The sequence below is a fragment of the Alcaligenes sp. genome, from assembly GCF_050255915.1.
In the GTDB taxonomy this organism is placed as follows: Bacteria; Pseudomonadota; Gammaproteobacteria; order Burkholderiales; family Burkholderiaceae_B; genus Alcaligenes; species Alcaligenes aquatilis.
Map to the genome: position 1 here is coordinate 60,454 of NZ_JBFWIQ010000006.1, position 25,760 is coordinate 86,213.

The window sequence follows — 25,760 nt, forward strand, 5'->3', positions numbered from 1 at the left end:
CTCAAGAGCGGGTGCTGCTTTTAGCGCCTGCACGGTGAGCAAGACTTGGATTGCCTTGCTGAGCGCCACTGTGATCCGCAGTGGCGCTTTCATTTTCAGCCGCTGCAGGCACGGATGGCGTAAACCATTGCACCAAGCCCATGCCAGCCAGAATCAGCAGCACGCCCACGATGCGTCCCATATGGACAGGGCGCGGGGTCAGGCCCATCAAGCCGTAGTGGTCGATCAGCATGGAGCTGAGCATTTGCCCGGCTACCACACAGACAATAAAGCTGGCCGCGCCCATGCGTGGCGTCAGGATCAGGGCGGCGCTGATGTAAATCACCCCGCCAATACCACCTGTCCATACCCACCAGGGGGCATGTGCCAGTTGTGCAGTCAGGGGAGCGGGGGCGCGCATCAGCCAGATTGTTGGCAGCACCAGCGCCGCACTGATACAGAGTGAGACCAGTGTTGCCCATAGCGGATGCCCCAGGACTTTACCCAGAACGGCATTGCTGGCGGCTTGAAACGGCACAGCCGATCCGGCAAAGACAGCCACCAACATACTGAATAAAACGGTACCCGGCATAAGCGCATCTCCCTAAGAATCAAAGCTCTATCTTGCACTATTCGTAATTCTTATTGAAATTAATAGTGTGCACAGTCATTATTCGTTCTATGAATGAGCTACGCCGTATAGACTTGAATTTAATGCTGAGCCTGCATGCCTTGTTGACCGAACAGCATGTGACGCGGGCTGCCAGGCGTTTGCATAAAAGTCAGCCCGCCGTCAGTCATGCTTTGGCGCATCTGCGCCAAGTGTTCAACGATCCTTTGCTGATACGTCGGGGTTCCCGCTTGGAACCAACCGCGCTGGCCTTGCAATTGCAGCGCCCGCTGGAACAGGCTTTAGAGCAATTAAATGGTTTGCTGGATACGGGCGGTTTTGACCCGGCCAGCGAACAACGTGAATTCCGTCTTGCCATGTCGGATTACGGTGCACAAATCGTTTTGCCTCCCTTGATGCGCTGCCTACGGCAAGAAGCGCCGGGGATTCGCTTGGCGGTCAGCCAGGCCAGCCGGGAAGCCATGTTGGCGCAGTTGCGCGATGGCGAGATTGATCTGGCCCTGGGGGTGTTTTCGGAAATCCCGGCCAGTCTGCAGGCGCAGACCTTGTTTGAGGAACATCTGATCTGTATTGCGGATCGGGCCAGCCTGGCTGAGGGGCAAGCGCCCGCTTTGGCTGAATGGTTACAGCGCCCGCATGTACTGCTGGCCATGCGTCCGGGAGGGGAAAGTGAAGTCGACAATGTCTTGAATCGACGCGGTCTTAAACGGCAAATCGTGTTGTCTTTGCCGCATTGGAGTGCTGCTGCTCAAGTACTGGCTGGCACGGACCTGATTTTGACAGTGTCCAGCCGCAGTGCCGAGCATCTGCGCGAGCAGGCCGAACTGGTGTTTTTCCAGCCGCCGCTGCCTATTCCCTCGGTATTGTTTCAGCAAGTCTGGCATAGCCGTCGCCATGCCGACCCGGGCCATGCCTGGCTGCGTCGGCAGATGATGCAGTGCTGTTAACACTGGACTTTACCCTTTATGACTGCCTGTGGCTTGACGGTAGGGCCTGCAGTTTCCGACAATTTACGCTTGCCCTTGAAATTTAATTTTTATCCGTTTAAACGGATAGGCAAAACGTTTTGGATTGCGATTTTCAGTCCTTGTGTCGTGCTTTTTGAATTGATTTGTTGATGAACCCTGCTAATGCCGTGAATCTGGATGAAGACACCTTGCACAAGGAGGCACGAGCCTGGGTCAGCCGCCTGAAAACGTCCTCGCTGACCTCTCGTCAGGCTCGGGAGTTGCGTCGTTGGTGTGGGCGCAGCCCGTCTCATGCCGCCGCTTTCGCCCACGCGCGCGAAATGTGGGATGCCACACCTCAAGACCGTGAACAATGGCTGCGCGAGGCCAAGTTGATGAAAAAACGCGGTCATCAGCCTTTGCGCCGTGCCTTGCTGGGTGGTTTGCTACTGGGGGGTGGACTGTATTTGCTCGCCAAACCCCCTTTGCAACTGTGGCCCTCCTTGGCCGATTTACGTGCTGACTATCGCACGGGTGCAGGCGAGCAGCGGCGCGTCCAACTGATGGACCATGTTTGGCTGGATATGAATACCCGCAGTCGTTTGAATGTCAGTGACGACCCGCATTTGGGCAGGGTTGTGGCTCTGCTGGACGGAGAGGTGGAGGTGCGTCAGTCCGAGCGGTCGGCCTCGGTAGCTACGGTGTTCGCTGGCGCAGGCTCCATTCAGACTTTTAATGGCCGTACCAATATTCGCTATCTGAATGGCCAAACTCAGGTGACCTGTTTGTCCGGCAGTGCGCAGGTGGACGTTGGCGGGCAAGGCTATCGTTTGGGGGCCGGAGAGCAGTTGGTGTATGGACGCCATGCCATCAGTTCGGTGCAGACGGTTGCAGCGGAGAACTTGCCGTCCTGGCGGCAGGGCCGATTGGCTTTTCATGAGCAGCCCTTGTCACAGGTGCTGGCTGAGCTGAACCGCTATTGGGCAGGACATTTGATTTTGCGAGACGCCACGTTGGGCTCTGTATTGGTCAGCTTTGCGGTCAGTCTGGATAACTTGCCCGAGGTGCTGGAGGTCTTGCAGCAGGTATACGGCGTACAGGTGATGTGTTTGCCGGGTGGAATTGCTCTTTTGAGCCGTGCCTGATTGAAAATGGCCCGCTGTGAAGCGGGCCATTTCTTTACTCTTGTGTCTGCGCGGGTGTTTGCAAACGGCTGACGTGTACCGTTGCAATACGACGCTGGCTGACTTCGGTGATCTCAAAGCGCAAGCCTTCGGCCTCAACAACGGTCCTTACCGTAGGTAGGGAGTCCAGACGCTCCAGCAAGAAGCCGGCTACGGAGTTGAAGTTGCTGTCTTTCAAGAGCAAATCGTCTGCCTCTACCGCCTGGGCCAGCAAGAGCAAGTCGGTGCTGCCGTCCACCTGCCACAGATTGGGGCCAATTTGCTGAATGGCGGGCTGTTCGTCCTCGTCGGGGAATTCACCGGCAATGGCCTCGAGAATGTCGATAGGGGTCAGCAGACCTTCAATTGCCCCGTACTCGTCAGTGACCAGCACGAACTGGCCATTGGACTGCTTGAGCATGGCAATCGCGCTAAGGACATCCGTGTGCTCGTGCACGATGATGGGTTCGCGCAAGTCTGGCCACACTTTCACCTCGGGGTAGTTGTCCAGATCGGCCAGCAAGTCCTTGGCGCGGGCCACACCCACTACCTGGTCCAGATCGCCCTGACACACCGGCAGGAAGCTGTGCGGAGTCGCGCGCAATTGCTGGCGCAAGGTGTCGGTGGAGTCCTCGATATTGAGCCAGGTAATTTCCTGGCGAGGAGTCATCAAGGAGCGGATCGGGCGTTCTGCCAGACTGAGCACACCGCTGACCATATTGCGTTCTTCGGTGCGGAAAGTCTGCTCATTGAGTTCCAGTTGGCCGTCACTACCGCCGTCGTCCTTGTCTTGATTCTTGCGGTTGCTGAGCATGCGCAGCACGGCTTCAGCCGTACGGTCTCGCAAAGGGCGGCGCGATTGTGAGCGCAGCAGGCTGCGGTGGGCAATCTGGTTGAAGAACTCGATCAGAATAGAAAAACCAATGGCCGCGTACAAATAGCCCTTGGGAATCTTGAAGCCCAGGCCTTCGGCGGTCAGTGTCAGACCAATCATCAGCAAAAAGCTCAGGCACAGTACCACCACGGTGGGATGGTTGTTCACGAAGGTGGTGAGCGGTTTGGAGGCCCAGATCATCAAGGCGATGGAGATGATCACGGCCGTCATCATCACGGGCAGTTCGTCCACCATACCCACGGCGGTAATGACCGCATCCAGGGAGAACACGGCATCCAGGACCACAATTTGCGCCACGACCACACCAAAGCTGGCGTAAGCCTTATTGGTGCTGGCGTGGTGGCTGCCGCCTTCCAGGCGTTCGTGCAGTTCGCTGGTGGCTTTGAACAGCAGGAACAGACCGCCCAGCAGCAAGATCAGGTCCCGGCCTGAAAAGCTGAGTGGTCCGATAGAGAACAGCGGCGTAGTCAGGGTGACCAGCCAGGAGACGATGGTAAGCAGACCCAGGCGCATGATGAGCGCCAGAGACAGACCGATCAGGCGAGCACGGTCGCGCTGATGCGGAGGGAGCTTATCGGCCAGAATTGCGATAAAGATCAGGTTGTCGATGCCGAGAACAATCTCCAGCACCACCAACGTTAATAAGCCGACCCAGATGCTGGGATCGAGTAGCCATTCCATGATGTTGTCCTGTTAGACAGATAAATAAGTGCAAAAAAGCAAAAGAGCAGCGCGCGCAGGCACCTCAGAGATCAGAGGCGCGGTGGGCGATGCTCGGGGGCGAATTCGCAGCAAATAGTGGGTAGGGAATAAGCTGGGCAAGCCGTCGGCCAGGCATGCAGCCAAAAAGACTGTACCGGATAAGGCAAAGGCGTGTCTGCATGATCGGCGTACTGTTGCATGGGCGTATGCGCCAGAATGGCGCTGAGCTGCTGCAAGGGATGATTCCCGGAGGAGACGCGATGTTCCACAGACTCGGCTGCATCGGATTCGTGTTGAACGAATAAAGCCGATTGACCACCTTGCACGGTTGCGTGGTAGTGGGAGCTGTAAGCCTGCAGGGGAAGGATAAGAAGTAAGACGACGACGAACCAGCGTCTCATAGTGTCTAAAGGAAGTCGGTGACGAGTCAGTATATCGTATGCGGGCAGGTTCAAGACAAGTGCCTGATCAAGTTCTGTGTCCCCGAAGGGCGCGTTCAGTCTATCAGGCTCTGGAGAAATCCCGTTATGATTAATCTGGGCTGGCGCACGGTGGTATCACAAGGGTGGGCAGTCCAAATGTGAGCAATTAGTAACCAAATTAACAAACGTAATCGTTCTGAGCGCGCTAGCATGAGCGCACTTTGTTACGTAGAGAGTGGAATGGGGCAGGCTTTTCAGGCCTTGAACGTCTGGCAGGTCATGGGCGTGGGCTTATTGTTTTTCGGCGGCATTTATTTGCTGTTCGCATTGGGCACTTTGGCGCTGACGCGTTGGCTTTGTCCTGCCTTGGGGTGGGGACGTCCCTTGGACACACGTCCTTTGCGCCCTGGGCAACTGCGCCGGGAACTGAAGCAATCCGGTACGGCCATTCTGATCTTCGGCACAGGCATGATTTTTCCCTGGGGCTTCTTGCAACTGGGCTGGGCGCATTTGACGCCCGATGCCAGCGCGACCCGTATTGCCCTGGAAATTCTGGCTCTGGTGATCTGGAACGATGTGCACTTCTGGATCAATCACCGCCTCCTGCATACCCGTTGGTTGCGCCGGTATCATGGCCCGCACCATTCTTCCGTTGTGGTGACGCCGTTCTCTACCTACAGTTTTCACCCGCTGGAGTCGCTCATGCTGGGCAATGTGATCTTGCTGCCCATGGTGGTGCATGACTTCAGTTTTTGGTCGCTCTTGTCCGTGCCTTTGTTCAGCCTGTTTTTCAACAGCATCGGCCACTCCAATTACGACTTTTTCCCCCATGTCTCCAGCCGCAACTGGCTGGCAGCCAGCCGTCGTCACCAGCGCCATCACGCGCAGTACAACGGCAATTATGGCTTTCAATTCAGCTTTATGGACCGCCTGTTTGGCACCCGCTTGCCCGATCGCCCCCAGGAGGCGCGCGGATGAGTGTTGCCTGGCGTTTGCGTCACCCGCGTGATTGGCAAAGCCTGTTGTACCTGATTGCCTACCCTGTGCTGGTGGTCGCGCTGTGGCGGGGCGGTTTCTCCTGGATGCTGTACGGCGTGCTGCTGTTTCTGACGCTGGGCATAGGCGTTATCAACCACAATCATCACCATTTGCGCATGTGGCGCGGCCGTCTCCCCAATCGCTTGACGGATTTCTGGCTGACTCTGGTACAAGGCCACCCCGCTTGCGTGTTCTGGCCTGCGCATGGACGCAATCACCATCGCTACAAACATGGTGAAAAAGATGTGGCCCGCACCTACCGTTTCTGGCGGGGGGACACCAACGACACGCTGGGCTGGCTGATGCACCCCTTTGAGGCTGTGCCTGCGCTGTACCCCACGATTTTTAGCTGGCTGGGCAGCTTGCGCCGGCATTGGCCGGGCGTCTGGGCCTATTGCATGGCGCAATACGGTGTGTGGCTGGCGAGCTGGACGCTGGCCTTGGCGCTGGATCCGTGGAAAGGTTTTTTGTACGTCATCGTGCCGCAGTTGCATGGTTTGCACTGGCTGCTGACCACCAATTATCTGCAGCATGCCCATGCTGACGGCAGTCATGAGGGTCGACATGGCGAACAGTTGGCCTATGCCCGCAATTTCGAGGGCCTGGTCAACCCCTTGCTCTTTAATATCGGCCTGCATGTGGCCCACCATGAACATCCGCGCACGCACTGGTCCGAGTTGACCGGGCTGCACGACACTGAATACCGAGCCCGCACCCCGGACGTCTTGAACGAAGGGGGACTGGTGCCTTATATGCTGCGTGTTTTTGTGCTGGGCCTGTTTGTGCCTCGCTACCGCAGCCAATCCTTGAACGCCGTGGACCAGACAGAGTGTCGGCGTGATTGCGTGTAATCAGGAGTATTTCTATGCCCGTGGCCTTTGAGCACGTTGTTATCCATCAGGCCCAGTGGTTTATGCCCGGCGAGCCGGTCGATAACACCGCCATGGATAACTTTATTGCCCCCTTGAATCGTATTTCGGGGCGTATCAAGCAGCGCATTCTGGCCGAGAACGGCATTCAACAGCGCTACTACGCCATTGGTGAAGATGGCAGTACGCGTTGGAGCAATACGGCTATGGCCGCTAATGCCATTCGCCGTTGCCTGGAGCAGGCGGGTTTGAGCATGAGCGACATTGGCCTGCTGGCCAGCGGCTCATCAGGGGGGGATTTGCTGATGCCCGGTTTTGCTAATGCGATTCAAGGGGAACTGGCGGCCCCCCCGCTGGAAGTGCATTCCGTACACGGGATTTGCGCCGCAGGAGTCACGGCTTTGCAGACGGTTGCCCAAGGTATCGAGTTGGGGGCGCATCGCCATGGCATGGCGGTGGCCAGCGAAATGCCTTCGCGCCTGTTTCGCCGCTCGCGTTTTGCATCACAAGATTATCAGGCAGACTTCGACGCGCATTTTTTGCGCTGGATGCTGTCCGATGGCGCCGGTGCGGCTTTGCTTAGCCACCAGGATCAGGTGCTGCCTACCACCCAGCCCGGCGTGCGTTTGCGTCTGCGCTGGATTCATCAAAAATCCTTCTCGGGTGATTACCCCGTTTGCATGCAGCTAGGTGCCGCCCGCGACTCCACGCGTAGCCATCTGGATTACGACTCCTGGGCCGACGCTGAGCAGGCCGGTGCCTTGTCCCTGCGCCAGGACATTCGACTGCTGCCGCACTTGTTTGACATCGGCATTCACGAGTACGTGAAGCTGGTGCGCGATGGCTGGGTCGACCCCGAGCGCATCAGCCACTTCCTGTGCCATTACTCGTCCGAAAAATTCATGCCTGTAGTGGCCGATTTGCTGGAGCAGGCTGGCCTGGGTATCCCGGCCGAACGTTGGTACAGCAATCTGCGCTGGCGCGGCAATACAGGAGCCGCATCCATTCTGATCATGCTGGCCGAGTTCATGCGTGATCGGACCTTGACGCCCGGCGAGCAAATCCTGTGTTACGTGCCCGAGTCGGGCCGCTTCATGACGGCCTACATGCTGCTGGAAGTGGAAGCCTGCGATGCGCCGGCCCCAACCGTGTCCTACCCGTCTGCCAAGCAAGCGGTAGCTGCGTCCTGCGAGCAGGTGGATATTGCTCCCCCGCACGATCCGGCCACGGCCCCGCAAGGCTTGCGCGATTTGCTGACGCAATTGGCCCCCATCTGGCATGACTATCGTTCCCAGGTGTGGCGTACGCCTTTGCTGCGCAGCCTGCATGATGGCTCGATTCGCATGCAGGACTATCAAAAGTGGATGGCAGACTGGATTCCCCAAGTGCGTGAAGGGGCCAAGTGGATGCGCGAAGCCTGCGACTCCTTGTCGCCCACTTACGCACCGCTGGCCGAGCTGATTCGTCTGCACGCAGGCGAAGAGCAGGACGACTTCAAGATTCTGTTCGAGGATTATCAATATGCGGGTGGCACCGCGACCGAGATCGAGCAACTGACTCGTAATCCCGGTGGTCAGGCTCTGAATTCTTACCTGCATGCCTTGGCGGCCAGTCAGGACCCGATTGGTTTGCTGGGGGCGATTTATATTATTGAAGGCACGGGCCAACGCATTGTGCCCGCTTTGTTGCCCCTGCTGAAATCCTCGCTGTCGCTGGAACCGAATATGTACCGTTTCCTGCACTATCACGGCATGAACGACGAGCATCACCTGGCCCGTTGGCTGGTGGCGGTGGAATTGGCTCTGGATTGCGATGAAACAGGCCGCGCCGAGCAGATTATTATTGAAACCGCACGTCGCACTGCCGCCCTGTACCTGATGCAGTTCCAATACGCGAAAGAGTGTTAAGTCATGGATCAAATCCCGGATTTTTTAAGCAAACCGCATGACCCGCAGGATCCCAATCCCTGGCGGGCCCTATATCTGGATCGCAGCACGCCCCTGCCTGACGAGGTCAAGCAGGCCTGGCTGACCGACTCCAGTTCCTCATCGCGTCAGTATCTGCTGCCGTTCTTGCGGCCATTGGCACGCCTGATGATTGTGCTGATTCAAGTCGTTAAAACCTTTTTGCCACGCAAATGGTCGCACTCGGGCCTGCTGCACCGCATTCTGGTGTGGGGCCTGAAACGTTTTGTCTCGCCACAGGCCAACTGGCTGATTCTGCGCCACTTCCATCTGGGTTCACAGGTGCTGGCCTTTATCGCCGCCAACTCGCCCACCCAGGTGCCGACTTCGCCGCTCACGCCCATGAACATCGACGAATTGCGTGATCACACTTTTGTGAAGCACGATTTGAATCTGTTCAATTTCGTGATCCGGCTCAATCAGTCCTTGCGGGACAATAATCAGGAAATCGGCCCGCCGGAGCGGGTGGATTTTTCCATGATTCAGCCCGTGCCCCTGGCGCTGGACGATATGCCGCAAGGCCCGCTGAACAAGATGGACCTGCAAAGTGCCATTGAACTGTTCACGCCCTTGTACCAGTTGCTGCTGACCGATAACGACTTCTGGCGTGCAGCTAATTCCTTGCAGTTGGACGAGACGATTGGTATCTATGCGGCCAAGATTTTGCAGGCGCCCGAGCACCTGATTCTGCTCAACAATGGCCATCCTTTGGTGCCTATGTCGACCTTGCGAGCAGGCTACCGCTTGGTGCTGCACGGCTTGTCGACCGAGATGCTGCATAGCCTGCTCAATCAGATGAAGCAGGCGCAAGCGCAAGCAGAAGGGGACCAAGCGCCAGATTTGGGGCAGGGCGATAGCCCGGTTTCTCCCGTCGTATAAAAATAAAAACGGCTCAATAATGAGCCGTTTTTCATTGGGCGCACTGCCTATTTTTCAGTAATGTAGGTGGCCGCTTGGCTACCTTTTGAGACTTAGTTGCGCTCGGTATAAGCCATGTACAGCTCGCGAGCACGGGTCTCAACCGGGCCGTGCGCATAGTGGTGATCGTCAATGCGATTGCAGTGCAGGACCTTGCCATAATTGCCGGTACTGAATACCTCGTCCGCATCCAGCACGTCTTGCGGTGTCAGGCTGACTTCACGTACGTCAAGGCCATCGTCGCGCAGTAGTTGCATGACACGGCGGCGGGTAATGCCGTTCAGAAAGGTGCCGTTCAGCTCGGGTGTGAGCACGACGCCGTCACGCACAATCCACAAGTTGGCGACGGCAAACTCGGCCACTTTGCCTTTGGAGTCCAGCACGATGGCGTTGTCAAAACCCCGTGCGCTGGCATCGCGCAAGATACGTTGGGTGTTGGGGTACAGGCAGGACGCCTTGGCATCGGTGGGAGCCATGGAGGGGTCTGGGCGCAGGAATTCGCTGAACGTGGCGCTAAAGCCGCTGTCTTCCGGCATGGGGGATTCAAAAATATGAATGGCCAATTGGCTGGTGGCTGGATCGGGCTGGATGAAACCGCCGGGCGCGAAATACAGCAGCTTGATGTAGTAATCCGTGGAGTGGGATAGTTTTTTCAGGCCCTCATGCACCAGGTCCACGGTTTGCTGGGGCGTCATCACGGGTTCCATGCCCAGGGTGATGGCCGAGCGGTTCAGGCGCTCACAGTGCAGATCCAGATCCGGAGTATGGCCGTGGATGGAACGGGCACCGTCAAATACGGTCGTGGCCATCCAGAAAGCATGATCTGTGGCGCCAATCAAAGGCGCGCTGGTGTCGCTCCATTGGCCATTGGACCAAGTGATTTCATTGTTACTCATGGGACATCACTCCTGATTTTATTGTGGCGTAGTGGCAATTCATTTTTGCCGTCCTCGTATTTCCAGTACACATAATAGAGAGCAAAAAACGATTTGGGGTGGTGTCAGCGTGCTATCTGATTTTTTGGGCACCGTAGGTGATGCGTCGTAGCACCGCTTCCAGCGGGCCGCGCCCCCAGTGCTGGGCAATCAGGCCCGTCAAAATCATGGACAGCAATGCCAGTACGATGGCAATGGCGAATAGGGTCGCGTTGCCAAAGGAATCGAACCGATCCAGGCCATAGCTGCCGAAGATCAGCCCGGCCAAAATGCCTTGGGTCACATAGGCGCTCAGCGAATTGCGGCCTGCTTCAATCAAGACATTGGGCAGTCTGAACCATTGCCCGCAGCGCAGCAATAGATAGAGATACACGGCTGACAGCATGGGGGCACCTATCGCAATGCTGAGCAGGCCAATCAGTCCCATCAGGTTGGTTTCGTAAGCCACCAGGGCGCTAAAACAATTGATGGCCAAAGCCAGCGGCAAGAGCCAGGGCAGGGCGCGTCCCAGCTTGTGTTGTCCTGCACTACGATGTGCAAAGAAATTGCTTTTGGCTGCAGCCAGTCCCAGCAACATGGCTCCGAACGCCAAAGGGCCTTGATACAGGAACATGAAAGCGAAGGCATTCGGCCATTCTTTCAGGCGCGCCAGCGTGGCTTCGGAGAAGGCTCCACCCAGGGAGTAAACCGGGGCCATGTCCTCTGTACTGGAGAGCAGGTAAACGATCAGTCCAATACTAATAATTTCTATCAGCACCATCAGCAAGGCGACCTTGACCAGAGCACGCGCAGAGAGCGTGCGCAGCGGCCAGATCAGTACACCTAGCACCGAGTAGAGCAGCAGGATGTCGCCAGTAAATACCAGGGTTGCGTGCAAGCAACCCAGCACGGCCAAGCCGAGCATGCGACGAAAATAACGGCGGCTCAGGGGAACGCCAGCACGTTCGGCAGAGCGTGCCTGGATTTCGATGCCCCAGCCAAAAATCAGCGAGAACAATAGGAAAAATTTGCCCTGAAACAGAAATTCGATCAGGAAGGCAGCGGTATGGTCATAGGTGGTGGAGATGTTTATCGGGTCACTGTCGCTCAGTGCCAGATAGGGCAGGTTCACGACACAAATGCCAATCAGGGCAGCGGTGCGAATCAGGTCGATGGAGGAGTTGCGAGAGGCCGAAGACATAGGTGTTTATTGTTTGAGCGTTTGTTCAATGTCATAATATTGAGCGATTGCTCAATGTGTCAATAGGGGACAGGTGATGAGTGAAAAAGAAGACAGTGCCACGCGAATTCGACAGGCCGCTGCCCAGATTTTGATGGAAGTGGGGGTACGTGCTGCGACCACCCGCATGGTGACCGAGCGGGCGGGGGTGGGCCGTGGGCTGTTAAATCATTACTTTCGTTGGTCCGAATTACGGGCCGATGCCTGGGGCGAGATTTTTGACCAGTTGCTGGATCAGGAGGCGCAAGCCTCGCAAGAACCGCAGGCCTTGATGGAAAGTTACCTGAACAGTGCCTTTGAACAGAACAATCGCATTTACTGGTTCTTGTGGCTGGAGGCTGCCGACCTGGCCAAAACCGATGCGGCACTGGCGGTGGTGATGACACGGGTACAACGCCGGATGCTGGAACAGTTGGCCTCCTACCTGAGACTCGGGACCGAACAAGGACTGTGGCAAGCGCCCGATCCTGAAGGTACCGCGTTGCGGCTGTCCGCCTTGTATGACGGCCTAGCCAATATGTTGCTGACCCAGTCTACGCAACTGAGCCCGGAACAAGCCGAGCAGCATTTGCGACGTCTGTTTTTTCTGGAAGCCCGGCCGGTTTCGGCGGACAGTACAGGCCAGGCAGAGCCAGTGCGTGGTTGTTAGGCGTGATCCCCCTGCTGTGAAAACCAGATGAACCCCTAAAAGGGAAAGATGATGAATATTCGCCATTCGCGCCCGGAGGACGGGCAACGTGCTGTTGAAATCTGGCGCAAGGCCGTTGATGCTACACACGACTTTTTATCCGCTCAGGATCGTCAGGAAATTGATGAACTGGTCTGCGGTTTTCTGCCTCAGGCCAGCTTGTGGCTGGCGGTGGACGAGACGGACTACCCGCTGGCTTTCATGCTGATTGATGAAGGCCATATGCAGGCCTTGTTTGTGGACCCGGACAGCCGGGGAACGGGTGTGGGCAAGGCTTTGGTACTGCACGGCTTGAGCCTGCATCCCACCATGACCACCGATGTGAATGAACAGAATGGGCAAGCCGTGGGCTTCTACGAAAAAATGGGCTTCAAGCGGGTTGGCCGCTCGCCTGTGGACGATCAGGGCAGGCCTTATCCGCTGATTCATCTGCAATATCAGGCTTGATGTGTATCGCATGGTCTGATGCTTGGGTCTTTGTCTCCCAAGGCCCGTCACTATTGGCAAATCGGCTTTGCACGCGGCATTCCCTGCAATAGCAGTGCAGAGCCTGTGCTGCTTGATGAGAGGCTCTGTCAGGCAAAGCCAGCGCCGTTTTGGACGCTGGCTTTGTGCTTTTATGCACAGATAAAGTCCAGCTCACCGATCCCGTGAATGGCTGCCTGAATCCGGTCGCCAGGAGCGGCATACAGCATGGGCAGGCACGTGCCCGTAATGATGACCTGACCGTTTTTCAGCCCGCCAAGATGGTGGCTGCCCTGATTGGCCAGCCAGATCAGTAGCCGTGTCAGCTCGCCCGCTGGATTCTGGTTCGGGCCTTGCAGCAAGGCTTGCTGCCCCACTTGCAAGCGCGCCCATTCAGGCTGTAGCAATGCCATGTCTTGCGCGGCGATACCTTGTGCTTGATGGACCAGCGCACCGTGACTGGCCAGATCGGCCAAGGTGGATAGACGGCCCACGGCGTCACGCTGCGCAAAACGCGATTCCACAATTTCTACCGCCACACAAACCTGGCTGATCGCCTGCCAGATCTGCTGCATGGAATAGAGGGCCTGACCGGGTGGCAAGTCCTGACCCAGAATCAGGCCGATTTCCACTTCTATACCGCGCAAGGACAGGTCTTTACCGGCGGGAATATCCGGGCTGGCGTAACGAAAACGCTGGGGCAGGGGGGCGCAGGTAGGCGGGGCTACGCTATTGGCCGCGCCGACTTTCCAGCCACCTAGGGGGCCCAAGGCGTCCATTTGCATGGCTTGAACGCGATAAGCCTGATCAAACGACACCGGGCGCAGCGATTCGGGCCAGTCCTCGATGGGGCGGTTCTCTTGGCGAGCCTGAAGCAGCCGCTGTGCGGTTGCCAGGCAGCCGGATTGCAGAGGGGCGTTCATCAAGGCTTACCAGCCTAATAAGCAACGGCCCAAGGCAACCGCAACGGTCGCCTGCGTGGGCTCCACGACGGCAATGCCCAAAGCCTGTTCCAGCGCCTCGCGCTGATTGGCCATACCAGCACAACCTAGCACTACAACATCGGCACCGTGCTCATCACGCAAGCGCTGGCCAACTTCTGTCAGGCGTTGCAGGGCTTTTTTCTCGTCAGCCAGCTCCGACACGCCCATATTGATGGCCAGATCGGCTGCCAGACGATCCGTCACACCCATTGCGCCAAAGTAACGCAGGTGACGCGGGATGGAGGTCTGCAAAATGGACAGCACGCCAAAGCGTTGGCCCAGCGACAAGGCGGTCAGCACGCCGGTTTCGGCAATGCCCAATACAGGCACATTCACCGTTTCGCGCAAGGTGTACAGGCCGGGGTCGCTAAAGCAGGCCACCACATAGGCAGCGGCGTCTTCTTTGACGCTCAGGGCCTGGGCGCGCAGGTGGGGAATCAATGTGTCGATATCGGTTTGGCTTTGTACACCTGCCGGTCCTTGGGGCAGGCGCAGGCAGGAAATAGCCGGGCCATCGGACAGACGCAAAGGCTGGACAGCACGGTCCAGGCCGTCCGTTACGATCTGGCTGGAATTGGGGTTCAGAACGTAGATATGAGGGCGACGGTTCATGATGTTGTTATGTTTGGGTGGGTGGTGGCCCGTTTTGGTGGCTTAATTTTTCTGACTGAAAGCGGCCTTGCAGGCCGACATACCAGTCAGAACCATGCATGCGCCCGATCGGGTCGTACGCGTCTATATCAATGCGCCTTTCAGGCGTCAGGATGGCGTCGTCGCAGTGCAAATGCAGGATTTCGCCAATGACGATATGACGTAGCGGGCCCAGGTCCAGCGCAGTGTGCAAGCGGCATTCAAACTGCACCGGGCATTGGGCGATACGGGGCGGTTGCACTTGCAGGCTGGGGGTCAGATCCAGGCCCGCTTGCAGATGCTCGGCCTGCCCGGTCGGGTAGGCAATGCCGCAAATATTCATGGCGTGTGCCAGCTTGGCACTGATCAGGTTCACCACAAACTGGCCGGTGGCCAGAATATTGCGGGTGGTGTCCTTCAGGCCATCGGCAGAGTGCGTATCGTTTTCCAGGCCCAGTGCCAGCACGGCAGGCGCTGAACCCATCACATTGAAGAAACTGAACGGGGCCGTGTTCACGCGCCCCTGCTGGTCACAGGTCGTGACCAGGGCAATGGGGCGCGGCAACACGGTGTTGACCAACAAACGGTAGCGTTCGCGTTCGCTGAGCTGATCACAGGACCAGTCCATGTCAGTTCCTCTGGTCCAACATGACAACGGTCTGATACAGAACCCGCGTACCGTCCAAAAGCTGCTCGGAAGTAATGGATTCTTCGGGGCAATGGCTGCGGCCATTCAGGCAAGGAATGAAGATCATGCCCATGGGGCCGCTGGGTGCCATGTACACCGCATCGTGACCGGCTCCGCTAGGCATGACCATGCTCTGGTATCCCAACGCACTGGCGGCCTGCTCGATAATGTTCATCACATCCGGCGTGCAGTCTGTGGGCTTGGCCAGGCTGACTTGCGCCGCGTCCAGACCCAGGCCCATGGCCTCGATTTCCGGGCGCAGCTGGGCCAGCAGTTCTTCGGTAAAGTTCTGCATCAGCTCCTGACGGTCGCTGCGCACTTCCACCATCATTTCTACGCGTCCGGGAACGGCATTGGAGGCGTTGGGAGTCAGGTTCAGGTTGCCAATGGTAGCGACCAGATAGTCTGGCCCACCCAGCGCACGGCGAGCCTTGCGGTCCACTGCATTGATGATCAGGCTGGCACCGACCAGGGCATCACGGCGGATGTCCATGGGTGTGGTGCCAGCATGGTCTGGACGACCCGTGATGATGATGCGGTGGCGGCAAATGCCCACGATATTGCTGACCACACCAATGGGCAGATTGCGTGATTCCAGCACCGGCCCTTGTTCGATATGCAACTCGACAAAAGCGGCAGTATCACCGGGTGCACGACGGGCCTGGGCCAGTTCCTGGGGGCGGCCACCGATACGGGCAATGCCTTGTGCCAGTGTTTCGCCCTGTGGATTGCGTTCGGCCAGCATGGCCTCGGACAGAACTCCGCCCATGGCGCGGCTGCCTACGCAGGACACGCCATAGTCGCTAGGTTCCTCAGACAGAAAATCCACCACTTCAAAAGGGTGGTCTAGCTGGATGTTCTGCTCGTTCAGGCAACGGGCGACTTCCAGCCCGGCCAGCACGCCGATAATGCCGTCGTAGCGCCCGCCATACATCACGGTGTCGCAGTGCGAGCCGGTCGTAATCGGTGCCAGACCGGGCTTGCGTCCTTCGCGGCGACCGATCAGATTGCCGGCGGCATCCACGCGTACTGTCAGGCCCGCTTCCTCGAACTGTTTCAGCAGCCACTGACGCGATTGCAGAAACAGATCGGAGAAGGCGCGACGGGTCCAGGGCTGGTCGGGTAGCGTGAACGCGGCCAGCTCCTGAGTGCTGCGCCATAGACGCTCCTGGTTCAGCAAGGGCATGGCCAGACTCATGACAGTTCGCCTGCCTTGTGCGGACGAATGAACTGACCGTCGCCCGCTGCGTTACGCACGGTTTTGCCGTCCCAGGCCAGTTGGCCGCGCACATAGGTAGCTTGCACACGTACCTGGAATTCACGGTCCTCAAAGGAGCTCCAGGTCACAGCAGACAGGCTGGTGGACGGGTCAAAGCGGTAGGTTTCGGGTTTGACGATCACGATGTCGGCGTCTGCTCCTACATTCAGCGAGCCCTTGCGGTGTTCCAGCAGAAAGTGTTGAGCAGGGCCCCAGCACAACTGTTTGACGACCATGGTGGGAGAAATGCCGTGCTCGGCGCAGCCTGTCCAGAAGGCGGGCAGCAGGGTTTCCAGACCAGGACCACCGGAGGAGTTCTGGAACACATTGTCAAACTGCTTGCGCTCCAGGCCCCAGCTCACGTGGTCGGAGGACACGAAGGTACATTCGTCGTTGGCAATGTGGGTCCAGAGCAGATCCATTTCCGCCTTGGGGCGAATCGGTGGGTAGTGCTTGGTCTTGGCACCGAAGCGGCGGGTGTGCTCTTCGTGGTTCAGCATCAGGTACTGCACGCAGGTTTCAATCGAGGCCTTGTGGCCTGCCTGACGGTACATATTGCAGATTTCAAAACCGCGCGACAGGGACACGTGCACGGCGTGGGCACGGGCACCGGTCTGGGCACCGATTTCGTAAATAGCGCTGGTGGCCAGGTTTTCGATCAACGGTGTGTGGGCGCGCAAGAATGCGTCCCAGCCCGTATCACCGGCTTCGACCATGCGCTTGATGTTCTTGCGAGTCAGTTCCTGGTCCTGGTTGTGCACACCGCAAGCCAGACCAGAGGGGGCGATCAGGCGGAAGGCTTCCATCAGGATGTCTTCTTCCACGCGCGGGAAGCGGTTGGGGCTGGCTTCAAAGGTAGAGAATTTGAAGCCGCACACGCCGCCTTCAATTAGGCCTGCCGCCGCTTCCAAACCATGCTGGTCGTTCAGGGTGCCGTAGCAGGCCACGTCCACGTGGCAGTCACTTTCAATGCGGGCAATCTTGTCGTCCAGTTGCGGACGGGAGGCAACGGGTTCGGGATCGTCGTAAGGCATTTCCACCATGGTGGTCACGCCACCGGCGGCGGCCGCACGCGAGGCCCAGCCCAGCCCTTCCTGATTGGCCTGGCTGCCCGAGTGCACCTGGCCGTCCAGCACGCCGGGCATCACCCACATGCCACGCGCATCTACGTGCTCGCGGGCCGAGGGGGCCGCGCCAACGCCACGGGCTGCTACGCGACCTTCCCGCACGGCCAGCCAGCCGTCCGTGATGATGCGGTCGCGCTCAACAATATTTCCTCGTACTACCAGATCGAAGTCGCTCATTATTTTCCTCCTTGGATGGCTCGGGCCCGCGCATGTCGCGTGTCCGTAATCGTGTTCGTTTCTATGATTGAAGCAAATTCAATCATGAATGTCGTATGCCTATTTATCGGTAAAACATAACGTCATGTTAAGTCTTGCTTGGAGTGCGCCCAGCGCTGTACGTGATAGCGGTCATGGCCCAGGCACAGGCAGAAAGAGCCCACCGCCTTGGCCAGTTTTTCCGTGATGTGACGCTTGTCATAGGTGTTGCGCGTGATGCGTTCCTGGGCCTGCTCCACTTGCTGGCGCAGGTACGGCATATTCACTTGTGTTAACTGTCGGTCGCGCACGGCAAACTGGCCGTCGACCATCACATGGCGCAGCGCCAGGCCGTCTTCCAGATGCACTAATTGGTTGACCGTGTTGTTACGCGGAATCCAGTTGATATGGCCCAGATCCAGAAACACGATGTCGGCCTTGCGGCCCGGTTCCAGACGCCCCAACTGCTCGCCCATGCCCAGACAGCGGGCACTGCCCTCCGTCGCTGCATACAGCGCTTGTTCGGTTGTGACCCAGCGTTCCGTATCCGGGCCGCGCACCTTGGACGAGAAAGAGGCCAGACGCATGGCTTCGTACATGTTCTGGTTATCGCCACTGTTTGAGCCGTCCGTGCCCAGGCCCACGGTAATACCGCGTTCCAGCATGGCGTTTACATCGGCAATCCCATTACCTAAACGCATATTGCTGCCGGGGTTGTGGGCCACCATGGCGCCGCGCGAGGCCAGAATGTCCAGATCGCGTTCGTCCAGCCAGATGGCGTGCGCCAGGGTGAAGCGGGGCGAGATCAGGCCCAGCTTGTCCAGATGCTGAACAATAGTGGTGCCATAACGCTTCATGCCGGTCAGGGCTTGCACATAGGACTCGCCAACGTGGCTGTGCAGGCCGATAGTGCGTTCTGCGCTGATTTCACCGCAGGTTTGCAGGAACTCGTCCGAGCACAGCATGGGAATGGTTGGCGCCAAAGCCACGCGAATGCGGTCGGGGTTGCGCTGCTGGTCCAGAAAGTCTGTCAGACCCGATAGCGTGGCCCGAAACGACTGGGGTGCCAGTTGGGCCACAAACTTCTGCAGTTCTTCCGGCAGGGCGTCGATCAGGCCGGGCACGGATTGGTAAAAAGACAGGTCCGCCATCATGGGGGCGACGGTGGCCCGCATACCGGCATCCACATAGGCCTGGGCGACGGCATTCATGCCTTCCGCCGTGGGGACGGGGACCTCAGAATACAGGTCGTAGCTGGCGGTACAGCCTTTGAGCAGCATTTCTGCCGCGTTTAGCTGCGTGCTCAGGTACTTGTCTTCCAGATGACGGTCGCCATTGATCCAGGGGCCTGCTGTCAACAACAGTTCCAGTGACCAGCGATCCCCCATGGCCTTGGCATAGGTGCCGTGGCCGTGGGTGTGGGCGTTGATCAGGCCGGGATGCAGCAGTTGGTCATCCGCTTGCACTACCGTGGCGTCAAAGGGGGCGGGCAGGCCGGGCGGTCCCATGGCTTCGATCTCGCCATTCTTGATCAGAATGTCCAAAAGCTCGGCTTTGGCCTGGGCGTGAGCCAGCACCAGGCCCCCACGGATGACCGTATAAGGGGATGTCATGATCCGCTCCGATTGTCTTTGATTGCCCAAGGGAACAGGATACGTTCGGCGGCAGAGATCACCTGGAAGAACACAATACCCAGCACCGACAAGATGGCCATGGCGCCAAAGGCCACCGGCGTCTTGAAGAAAGCGGTGGAGGTGGTGATCAGGTAGCCCAGGCCTTGGTCGGCCGCTACAAACTCACCCACCACCGCGCCGACGACGGACAAGGTGATGGCGACCTTCAGGCCCGAGAAAATAAAGGGCACGGCAAAGGGCAGACGGATACGGAAGAACTCTTGCATACGGGTGGCACGGCAGGCACGGACCAGCTCGATCAGCTCGGGCGGGGCGGCCAGCAGGCCAGCGGTCATGGAGATCACCAGCGGGAAAAACGCGACCAAAAAAGTCACCACGACACGCGGCAGCTCAGTAGGTCCAAAGATAATCACCAGAATCGGGGCCAGGGCCACCTTGGGGATGGACTGAGTCAGAATCAGCAGCGGGTAAATCGCCTGCTCGAAAAAACGCGAGTAGGTAATCAGCACGGCCAGCGGGAAGCTCACCACAATGGACAGCAAAAAGCCCAGCATGATGGTGCGCGTGGACACCAGCGTGTGCATCAGCATGGCCTCTTTCATTTGCATGGAATCGGCCCAGATGCGCGAGGGGGCAGGCACCAGGTATTCAGGGATATCAAACAGGCGGCTGGCCAGTTCCCACAGAATGACCACGGCAATCAGGGTGATGGCCGGGACGGTAATTTCATTGAAATCGCGCAGGCGCAGTCGTCGCTTGCGCACGGGCGCGGCGACCAGGGTTTGAGTTTGCTCGCTCATCAAGCCACCTCGTGTTGGAAAATAAGTTCACGCACGGCGGCGGCACAGCGTGTGAATTCCGGCGTGCCCACCAGGGAAAAGTCGCGTTCGCGGGGCAGGTTCACATCCAGAATTTCGCTAATCTGGCCAGGGCGTGGCGACATCACCACAATACGGTGGCCCAGCATGACGGCTTCGGAAATCGAGTGCGTCACAAACACAATGGTTTTGGGGTCTTCGTACCAAAGGCGCAGCAGTTCCAGTGTCATGGTTTCGCGGGTCAGCGCGTCCAGTGCGCCGAAAGGCTCATCCATCAGCACCACTTTGGGGTTGTGTACCAGCGCGCGGCAAATGGCCACGCGTTGTTGCATGCCGCCGGACAATTGCTTGGGGTGATGGTGCAGAAAATTGCCCAGACCGGCGGTGGTCAGCAGGCGTGTGGCGCGGTTGCGAGCCTGATCGTCCAGCCGCCCCATGATGCTGGACGGCAAGAGGGTGTTGTTCAGAATATTGGCCCAAGGCACCAGGGTGGGAGCCTGGAACACAATGCCGGTGTCCTGACGAGGGTGGGCAACGATTTCATCATCAATGCTGACCGTGCCGCTGGTGGGCATCAATAAGCCCGCAATCAGGCGCAACAGCGTGGATTTACCACAGCCCGAGGCGCCGACGATGGCAATGATTTCGTTGTCCTGGATGTCCAGATTGATTTGTTTCAGTGCCTGAGTCTCGCGCTCGGTATGACGACCGTAGATCAGGTTCACGTCTTGAATGCGTATCACAATGCGCTCCTAGGCGCGCGCTGACCCGCCTGGGCCAAGCCAGTGCGCGTGCAAAAATCAGCTCAGCTCAGCTCAGGGCTTGGCTGTGCCGTTGGCTTTGACGATGAACTGCGGGTCGTAGGCTTGGTGGTAGTCCCAGGCCGGGTCCAGGCTCTGAGCTTCAACAACGGCCTCGTAGGTGGTTTTCATGCGGCCTTCTTCCAGACTGCCTACCCCGTGCTGAGCACTGAAATCGGTATAGATATAGCCCAGCACGGCGTTCAGGTTGCCCATGCAGTCATCCAGATCAATTTCTGGATTGGCCTTGACGTGGGCCTGGCAGGCGGCGTCCGGATCCTTGCGGGCGGCTTCCCAGGCTTCGATGGTGGCGTTCAGGAAGTTCTGCACCATTTGTGGGCGTTCAGCCAAGGTCTTGTCGGTGGTGAAAACGGACAGGGCGTAGATGTTGAAACCCTGCTCGCTAAAGGGCAGCACCACGATTTCCTTGCCAAAACGCTTGGCCTGCTTGTTCTGGTAGTAGTAGTTGGTGGCCAGGAAGGGAGCGGCGTCCACTTTGCCGTTGATCAGCAAGGGGGCCATAGAGGAGCCGTCTACCGTCACCCATTGGATCTTGTCGGGGTCGGTATTGGCTTTGCGTGCCACCATTGGAAAGTAAAGCTTGTGGCTGTTGCCGGGCGAGACGGCAATTTTCTTGCCCTCCAGGCCGGAGAAGTTGGTGATGCCCGAGTCCTTGAGCACAAACAGGGAGTGGGCCGAGTGCGAGAAGGTGGACGCAATGGCCTTGACGGGAGTCTGGCTGTTCTGGCGCGAGGTCAGAATGGCAGAAATATCGGCCAGGCCAATATCGGCAGCGCCACCGGCTACTTTCAGAACGGTATCGCCCGAACCGGTGCCTCGGGTGATCTTCAGGTCTATGCCGTGTTTGTCGTAAATCCCATTGGCAATGCCCGAATAGTAGGGGGCATAGTCGCCGGTGGGGATGAAGTCCAGCATTAGATGGACGTTGTCAGCGGCGTGGGCGGTGGGCGCAGCGGCGGCCAGTCCCAAGCCCAGCACCGCAAGGGTGCGCGCAAGCAGGGTTTGCATGATTTTGTCTCCGTGTCGTAGTTATGAAGCCGCTCTTTGGGCCCGTTGCGATCAAGGTGCAGCGGGATGGCAGCTTGAAAAAATTGAAACATAGGCAAATCAAAATGTCTTATGCTTATTTGTGCTCGAAACATAAGGCTACGTTAAGGGATGCTGCTCAATCTTCGTCAAATCGAGGTCTTTCGCGCCATCATGCTGACCGGTTCTATCAGCAAGGCGGCACAGTTGCTCAACGTATCGCAACCGGCCATCAGTCGCCTGCTTTCCTATACGGAATCACGCATTGGTCTGGTGCTGTTCGAGCGCATCAAGGGACGTCTGTACCCCACGCCAGAGGCGCGTCGGCTCTATCAGGAAGTGGAGCAAGTCCATAACAGTGTGCAGCGGGTTAACGAGGTGGCGACCGACCTGATCGAAAAGCGCCACGGCAGCTTGCACATTGCTGTCAGCCCCAGCCTGGGGCAAACCTTGATCCCCATGGCGGTGACGCGTTTTCGCAAAGCATTCCCGGATGTGAAGGTGTATGTGCGCACCCTGATCTCCAGTGATCTGGTTCAGGCTTTGGTCACCCAACAGGCCGAAGTGGGCGTGGCCATTGTGCCGCTGACCCATCCCAGCCTGCATGCCCAATCCATCTACGAAAACCATCTGGTGGCGGTGTTGCCCGCCAGTCATCCCTTGGCTGACAAGCAGGAGCTGGATGCCAGCGATCTGGAAGGGCTGGACTTGATTGGTTACGGCAATGACACGCCTTATGGGCAGATGGTGCAGCAGCTATTTGGTAACCGTCCGGGTGTGCCGCAACTGTCTGTAGAAGTGCGTTTGACGCATATTGCCTGTGCCATGGTGCAGGCCGGAGCCGGGATTGCGATTGTGGACGAACTGGCCGTGGCAGGCCGGGTCTGGCCAGATGTGGTGGTACGCCCCATCAATCCGCGCACCACCATGCCCTTGCACATGCTGCATTCCAATGTCGTGCCGGTGTCGCAATTGGCGCACGACTTCATGGACGTGGTGATTTCCACGGCCTCCCGAGGGATGCGGGCAGGCTGGGCCTGAGTGACTCAACAATACCGCCCCCCGCGCTGTCCCGTCGTTTGACTGCCTCTTCAAAGGGGGGACTTACCCTTAGGGCGGGCCGGCGGGAAAACAAGCTGTGTTCGTGGAGTCCGCCGTGTACAGGGGACACGGAAATTCGCTTAACGCTGTGTTATGAAGAGTTAATAAAAAAGCATATGACATCAAGGTTTTGCCACCCCTAGAATTAAAGCACTACAAACAGAAAATGATGGCAAGGAGACCTTATGCAAGGCGTAAACACTATCGCCGCGATGGTTGCGGCTGTTTCTCGCAAACACAATATGTTCCGATTGGGACGTGCCCGTCTGGGACATGCCCGTTTGGGACGCAAGGCTGGCTTGATGCTGGCTGCCGTGGCCGCTGGCCTGGCCTTGAGCCTGCCAGCACATGCAGACAATCCCAATCAGGGTAAGAAGTTCAAAGTCGCGGCTGACGTGGGCCTGGTGCCGTTCTTCATGCGTGGCACCGACGGCAAGATGGATGGTTTTTCCAACGACCTGACCCAGGAAGTGGCCCAGCGCATGGGTTATGACGGTGTCGAGGTCATCGATACGCCGTTTTCCGCTATTTTTGCAGGCTTGTTTTCCAGCCGCTATGACATGGTGGCCGCCCCCACCAACACCACGCGGGAACGTGCCGAGCAAATGCTGTTTGCCGAACCGTATATGGCAGGCGGCCTGAGCTTTCTGGCTAAAAAAGGTGCCACCGTCAATGCGCTGGAAGAGCTGAAAGGCAAGACCATTGCCGTCAATAACGGCAGTTTCTCGGACCGCTGGTTGCAAGAGAACCAGGAAAAGTACGGCTACAAGATTCAGCGCTTTAACAAGCACACGGATGCGGTGCAGGCTGTGGCCATTGGTCGTGCTTTTGCCAATATGTCCGACACCCCTATGGCCCGCTATATCGCCACAAAAACCCCCGCCCTGGCCCCGGTCTACGACATGACCACCGAGGCCAACTATGCCTTTGCCTTTCGCAAAGACGACACCGCCTTGCGTAACCGTGTAGATGAAGTGCTGGAATGCATGAAGCAGGATGGCTCGCTATCGAAGCTGCATGTGAAATGGTTTGGTACGGAACCCAATGCCGGTACCGCCATGACAGTCGTTTTTCCCGGTTATGGCGCGCCTGACTACCCTGGTTACGAGCCCACCGAGCACACCCCCGACTGCTCCCGTCCTTAATAGCGCCATCGCGCTGTTTCTCTAGCTATACGGCCCTGCAGGGGCCGGTCCCCGCCTGCCCGTCGGGCAGGCGGTCAAGGAGCGACCATGAGTGAAATTGTCCGCATCCAGGGCTTGCGCAAGTCGTTTGGGCAAGCCGAAATTCTTAAAGGCATAGACCTGAGCGTCAGCACCGGCGAAGTCGTGGTGATGATTGGCGGTTCGGGCTCGGGCAAAAGTACCTGCTTGCGCTGCATCAACCGTCTGGAGACCCCTACCAGTGGCACGATTGTGGTGGCAGACAGTGATGTGACTTGTCCGCGCACCGACCTGAATCAGGTGCGTCAGAACATAGGCATGGTGTTTCAAGGCATACACCTGTACCCGCACATGACGGCGCTGGGCAATGTGATGCTCGCGCTGCGCAAGGTGAAAAAAGTCCCCAAGGCGCAGGCCGAAGAGCAGGCTCGCCACCATCTGGAACAAGTGGGCCTGGCCGAACGTATCGAGCACTATCCCAGCCAGTTGTCCGGTGGCCAGCAGCAGCGTGTGGGCATTGCCCGCGCCCTGGCGCTGGAACCCAAAGTCATGCTGTTTGACGAGCCTACCTCGGGCCTGGACCCCGAACTGGTCGGTGAAGTGTTGAACGTCATGAAACGTACCCGCGATGCGGGCATGACCATGGTGATTGTCACGCACGAGATGCAGTTTGCCCGCGAAGTGGGGGACCGTATTGTGTTCATGGACCAGGGCGTGATCCTGGACCAGGGCAGCCCCGATGAAATTCTGTGTAAGCCGCGTCACAAGCGGATTCAGGATTTTCTGAGCCGCATGAACTGAGGTCGGCCATGGATCAGATTGTTTATTACTTCTTTAACTGGACGCTGATCAGCCCCCATTTGCCCGAGATCATGCAGGGCTTTTGGGTCACGCTGCAAATGGCTGTGATGACCGTGATTCTGGGCACCGTTCTGGGCCTGGGTCTGGCCGTGCTGCGCTGCTATGGCTGGCGTCCCGTCAATATTCTGATGACGCTGTATGTGGATGTATTTCGTGCGATTCCGCAGTTGGTCATTATTGTGCTGGTGTTCTTTGCCTTGCCCTCAGTAGGCATTGTGATTGAACCGATCCCGGCCACCGTGCTGGCCTTGAGCCTGGTGCTGTCTGCCTTTGCCGAAGAAATCTTCTGGTCCGGCATTGCGGCGGTGCCGACAGGGCAATGGGAGGCGGGCCGCTCTACCGGCATGGGTTTCAGCCAGACGCTGTTTGCCATCATCTTGCCACAGGCTGTGCGCCTGGCGATTCCGCCGCTGACCAATCGTGCCATCGGGATTACCAAAGGCACCACGCTGGGTTCAGTCATCGCCGTGCCCGAGCTGCTGAATGTGTCCAGCAACATCCAGTCCAACATCGCCAACCCCACCGCCTTTACGGCCGGGGCCATTTTGTTCTGCCTGATTTTCTTCCCCTTCGTTCATCTGACGAGGGTGCTGGAACGGCGCTATGCGATCAAGTCGTAG

At 58.0% G+C, this 25,760-nt stretch carries 26 protein-coding genes; 12 read left to right on the forward strand and 14 right to left on the reverse strand.

From position 1 onward, the window contains the following. Position 1: 1 nt before the first annotated feature. Complete coding sequence (locus tag AB7E06_RS09145) at positions 2 to 571, reverse strand: DMT family transporter (protein WP_125277333.1); 570 nt, start codon at positions 569 to 571, stop codon at positions 2 to 4. Between the two features lie 89 nt (positions 572 to 660). On the opposite strand from AB7E06_RS09145, the gene AB7E06_RS09150 reads away from it, so the two are divergent. Both AB7E06_RS09150 and AB7E06_RS09155 read left to right on the forward strand, forming a co-directional pair. After that, positions 661 to 1,557 (forward strand): LysR family transcriptional regulator, encoded by an 897-nt coding sequence (locus AB7E06_RS09150; protein ID WP_427956493.1) that lies wholly within the window; start codon positions 661 to 663, stop codon positions 1,555 to 1,557. 170 nt (positions 1,558 to 1,727) lie between these two features. Continuing rightward, positions 1,728 to 2,702 carry a FecR family protein gene (locus AB7E06_RS09155; protein WP_094195390.1) on the forward strand — a complete coding sequence of 325 codons (975 nt, stop codon included), beginning with the start codon at positions 1,728 to 1,730 and terminating at the stop codon, positions 2,700 to 2,702. A 34-nt stretch (positions 2,703 to 2,736) separates the two neighbouring features. Here the strand turns inward: AB7E06_RS09155 and AB7E06_RS09160 are convergent, their stop codons facing one another. Both AB7E06_RS09160 and AB7E06_RS09165 read right to left on the reverse strand, forming a co-directional pair. Next, positions 2,737 to 4,296 carry a TerC family protein gene (locus tag AB7E06_RS09160; RefSeq protein ID WP_094195391.1) on the reverse strand — a complete coding sequence of 520 codons (1,560 nt, stop codon included), beginning with the start codon at positions 4,294 to 4,296 and terminating at the stop codon, positions 2,737 to 2,739. 71 nt (positions 4,297 to 4,367) lie between these two features. Continuing rightward, entirely contained in the window at positions 4,368 to 4,718 is a 351-nt protein-coding gene (locus tag AB7E06_RS09165) for a hypothetical protein (protein WP_159063888.1), read from the reverse strand. A gap of 261 nt (positions 4,719 to 4,979) precedes the next feature. Here AB7E06_RS09165 and AB7E06_RS09170 point away from each other — a divergent pair, with 261 nt between their 5' ends. The 4 genes from AB7E06_RS09170 to AB7E06_RS09185 are packed head-to-tail and all read left to right on the forward strand — an operon-like array spanning position 4,980 to position 9,489. Next, positions 4,980 to 5,717, forward strand: coding sequence for a sterol desaturase family protein (locus AB7E06_RS09170; RefSeq protein WP_094195392.1), 738 nt, complete (start codon positions 4,980 to 4,982; stop codon positions 5,715 to 5,717). Beyond that, positions 5,714 to 6,628, forward strand: coding sequence for a fatty acid desaturase (locus AB7E06_RS09175; protein WP_094195393.1), 915 nt, complete (start codon positions 5,714 to 5,716; stop codon positions 6,626 to 6,628). Before AB7E06_RS09170 ends, AB7E06_RS09175 begins: the two co-directional genes overlap by 4 nt. Positions 6,629 to 6,642: 14 nt before the next feature. Then, a complete protein-coding gene (locus AB7E06_RS09180) occupies positions 6,643 to 8,553 on the forward strand; it encodes a beta-ketoacyl-ACP synthase III (RefSeq protein ID WP_094195394.1) in 1,911 nt (636 codons plus the stop codon). Between the two features lie 3 nt (positions 8,554 to 8,556). Then, entirely contained in the window at positions 8,557 to 9,489 is a 933-nt protein-coding gene (locus AB7E06_RS09185) for a DUF6999 family protein (protein ID WP_094195395.1), read from the forward strand. Positions 9,490 to 9,581: 92 nt separating this feature from the next. On the opposite strand, the gene AB7E06_RS09190 is transcribed toward AB7E06_RS09185, so the two are convergent. Together AB7E06_RS09190 and AB7E06_RS09195 are read right to left on the reverse strand one after the other, a co-directional pair. Next, positions 9,582 to 10,424, reverse strand: a complete 843-nt coding sequence (locus AB7E06_RS09190) for a branched-chain amino acid aminotransferase (protein ID WP_094195396.1) — start codon at positions 10,422 to 10,424, stop codon at positions 9,582 to 9,584. Between the two features lie 112 nt (positions 10,425 to 10,536). Continuing rightward, positions 10,537 to 11,643 carry a DUF418 domain-containing protein gene (locus AB7E06_RS09195; RefSeq protein ID WP_094195397.1) on the reverse strand — a complete coding sequence of 369 codons (1,107 nt, stop codon included), beginning with the start codon at positions 11,641 to 11,643 and terminating at the stop codon, positions 10,537 to 10,539. Positions 11,644 to 11,719: 76 nt separating this feature from the next. Between AB7E06_RS09195 and AB7E06_RS09200 the strand changes: the two genes are divergently transcribed. Both AB7E06_RS09200 and AB7E06_RS09205 read left to right on the forward strand, forming a co-directional pair. Then, on the forward strand, positions 11,720 to 12,331 hold the full coding sequence (locus AB7E06_RS09200; RefSeq protein ID WP_199827852.1) for a TetR/AcrR family transcriptional regulator: 612 nt from the start codon (positions 11,720 to 11,722) through the stop codon (positions 12,329 to 12,331). A gap of 48 nt (positions 12,332 to 12,379) precedes the next feature. Then, positions 12,380 to 12,817, forward strand: coding sequence for an acetyltransferase (locus AB7E06_RS09205; protein WP_094195399.1), 438 nt, complete (start codon positions 12,380 to 12,382; stop codon positions 12,815 to 12,817). A gap of 170 nt (positions 12,818 to 12,987) precedes the next feature. Here AB7E06_RS09205 and AB7E06_RS09210 read toward each other — a convergent pair whose 3' ends face one another. From AB7E06_RS09210 to AB7E06_RS09250, 9 genes are all read right to left on the reverse strand, one after another. After that, a complete protein-coding gene (locus AB7E06_RS09210) occupies positions 12,988 to 13,758 on the reverse strand; it encodes a fumarylacetoacetate hydrolase family protein (RefSeq protein WP_094195400.1) in 771 nt (256 codons plus the stop codon). A 6-nt stretch (positions 13,759 to 13,764) separates the two neighbouring features. Further along, on the reverse strand, positions 13,765 to 14,430 hold the full coding sequence (locus AB7E06_RS09215; RefSeq protein ID WP_094195401.1) for an aspartate/glutamate racemase family protein: 666 nt from the start codon (positions 14,428 to 14,430) through the stop codon (positions 13,765 to 13,767). A 7-nt stretch (positions 14,431 to 14,437) separates the two neighbouring features. Continuing rightward, positions 14,438 to 15,076, reverse strand: coding sequence for a flavin reductase family protein (locus AB7E06_RS09220; RefSeq protein WP_094195402.1), 639 nt, complete (start codon positions 15,074 to 15,076; stop codon positions 14,438 to 14,440). Position 15,077: 1 nt separating this feature from the next. Beyond that, positions 15,078 to 16,334 (reverse strand): Zn-dependent hydrolase, encoded by a 1,257-nt coding sequence (locus AB7E06_RS09225; RefSeq protein ID WP_094195403.1) that lies wholly within the window; start codon positions 16,332 to 16,334, stop codon positions 15,078 to 15,080. Beyond that, positions 16,331 to 17,698: a dihydroorotase gene (locus AB7E06_RS09230; RefSeq protein WP_249460961.1), complete on the reverse strand. Its 1,368-nt coding sequence runs from the start codon at positions 17,696 to 17,698 to the stop codon at positions 16,331 to 16,333. Before AB7E06_RS09230 ends, AB7E06_RS09225 begins: the two co-directional genes overlap by 4 nt. A 122-nt stretch (positions 17,699 to 17,820) precedes the next feature. After that, positions 17,821 to 19,329, reverse strand: a complete 1,509-nt coding sequence (locus AB7E06_RS09235) for an amidohydrolase family protein (protein WP_427956504.1) — start codon at positions 19,327 to 19,329, stop codon at positions 17,821 to 17,823. Further along, positions 19,326 to 20,150: an ABC transporter permease gene (locus AB7E06_RS09240; protein ID WP_094195406.1), complete on the reverse strand. Its 825-nt coding sequence runs from the start codon at positions 20,148 to 20,150 to the stop codon at positions 19,326 to 19,328. The genes AB7E06_RS09235 and AB7E06_RS09240 overlap by 4 nt, the downstream gene beginning before the upstream one ends. Then, positions 20,150 to 20,911: an ABC transporter ATP-binding protein gene (locus AB7E06_RS09245; protein ID WP_125277349.1), complete on the reverse strand. Its 762-nt coding sequence runs from the start codon at positions 20,909 to 20,911 to the stop codon at positions 20,150 to 20,152. Before AB7E06_RS09245 ends, AB7E06_RS09240 begins: the two co-directional genes overlap by 1 nt. Positions 20,912 to 20,983: 72 nt before the next feature. Further along, complete coding sequence (locus AB7E06_RS09250) at positions 20,984 to 21,997, reverse strand: ABC transporter substrate-binding protein (RefSeq protein ID WP_094195408.1); 1,014 nt, start codon at positions 21,995 to 21,997, stop codon at positions 20,984 to 20,986. A 150-nt stretch (positions 21,998 to 22,147) separates the two neighbouring features. Here AB7E06_RS09250 and AB7E06_RS09255 point away from each other — a divergent pair, with 150 nt between their 5' ends. The 4 genes from AB7E06_RS09255 to AB7E06_RS09270 all read left to right on the forward strand — a co-directional run bounded on the left by AB7E06_RS09255 (position 22,148) and on the right by AB7E06_RS09270 (position 25,760). After that, the gene (locus AB7E06_RS09255; RefSeq protein WP_094195409.1) at positions 22,148 to 23,056 is read left to right on the forward strand and encodes a LysR substrate-binding domain-containing protein; all 909 of its coding nucleotides are present in this window, start codon (positions 22,148 to 22,150) and stop codon (positions 23,054 to 23,056) included. A 245-nt stretch (positions 23,057 to 23,301) separates the two neighbouring features. Beyond that, complete coding sequence (locus tag AB7E06_RS09260) at positions 23,302 to 24,261, forward strand: substrate-binding periplasmic protein (protein ID WP_427956509.1); 960 nt, start codon at positions 23,302 to 23,304, stop codon at positions 24,259 to 24,261. Between the two features lie 87 nt (positions 24,262 to 24,348). After that, positions 24,349 to 25,080, forward strand: coding sequence for an amino acid ABC transporter ATP-binding protein (locus AB7E06_RS09265; RefSeq protein WP_108728252.1), 732 nt, complete (start codon positions 24,349 to 24,351; stop codon positions 25,078 to 25,080). An 8-nt stretch (positions 25,081 to 25,088) separates the two neighbouring features. Beyond that, positions 25,089 to 25,760: an amino acid ABC transporter permease gene (locus AB7E06_RS09270; RefSeq protein WP_108728251.1), complete on the forward strand. Its 672-nt coding sequence runs from the start codon at positions 25,089 to 25,091 to the stop codon at positions 25,758 to 25,760.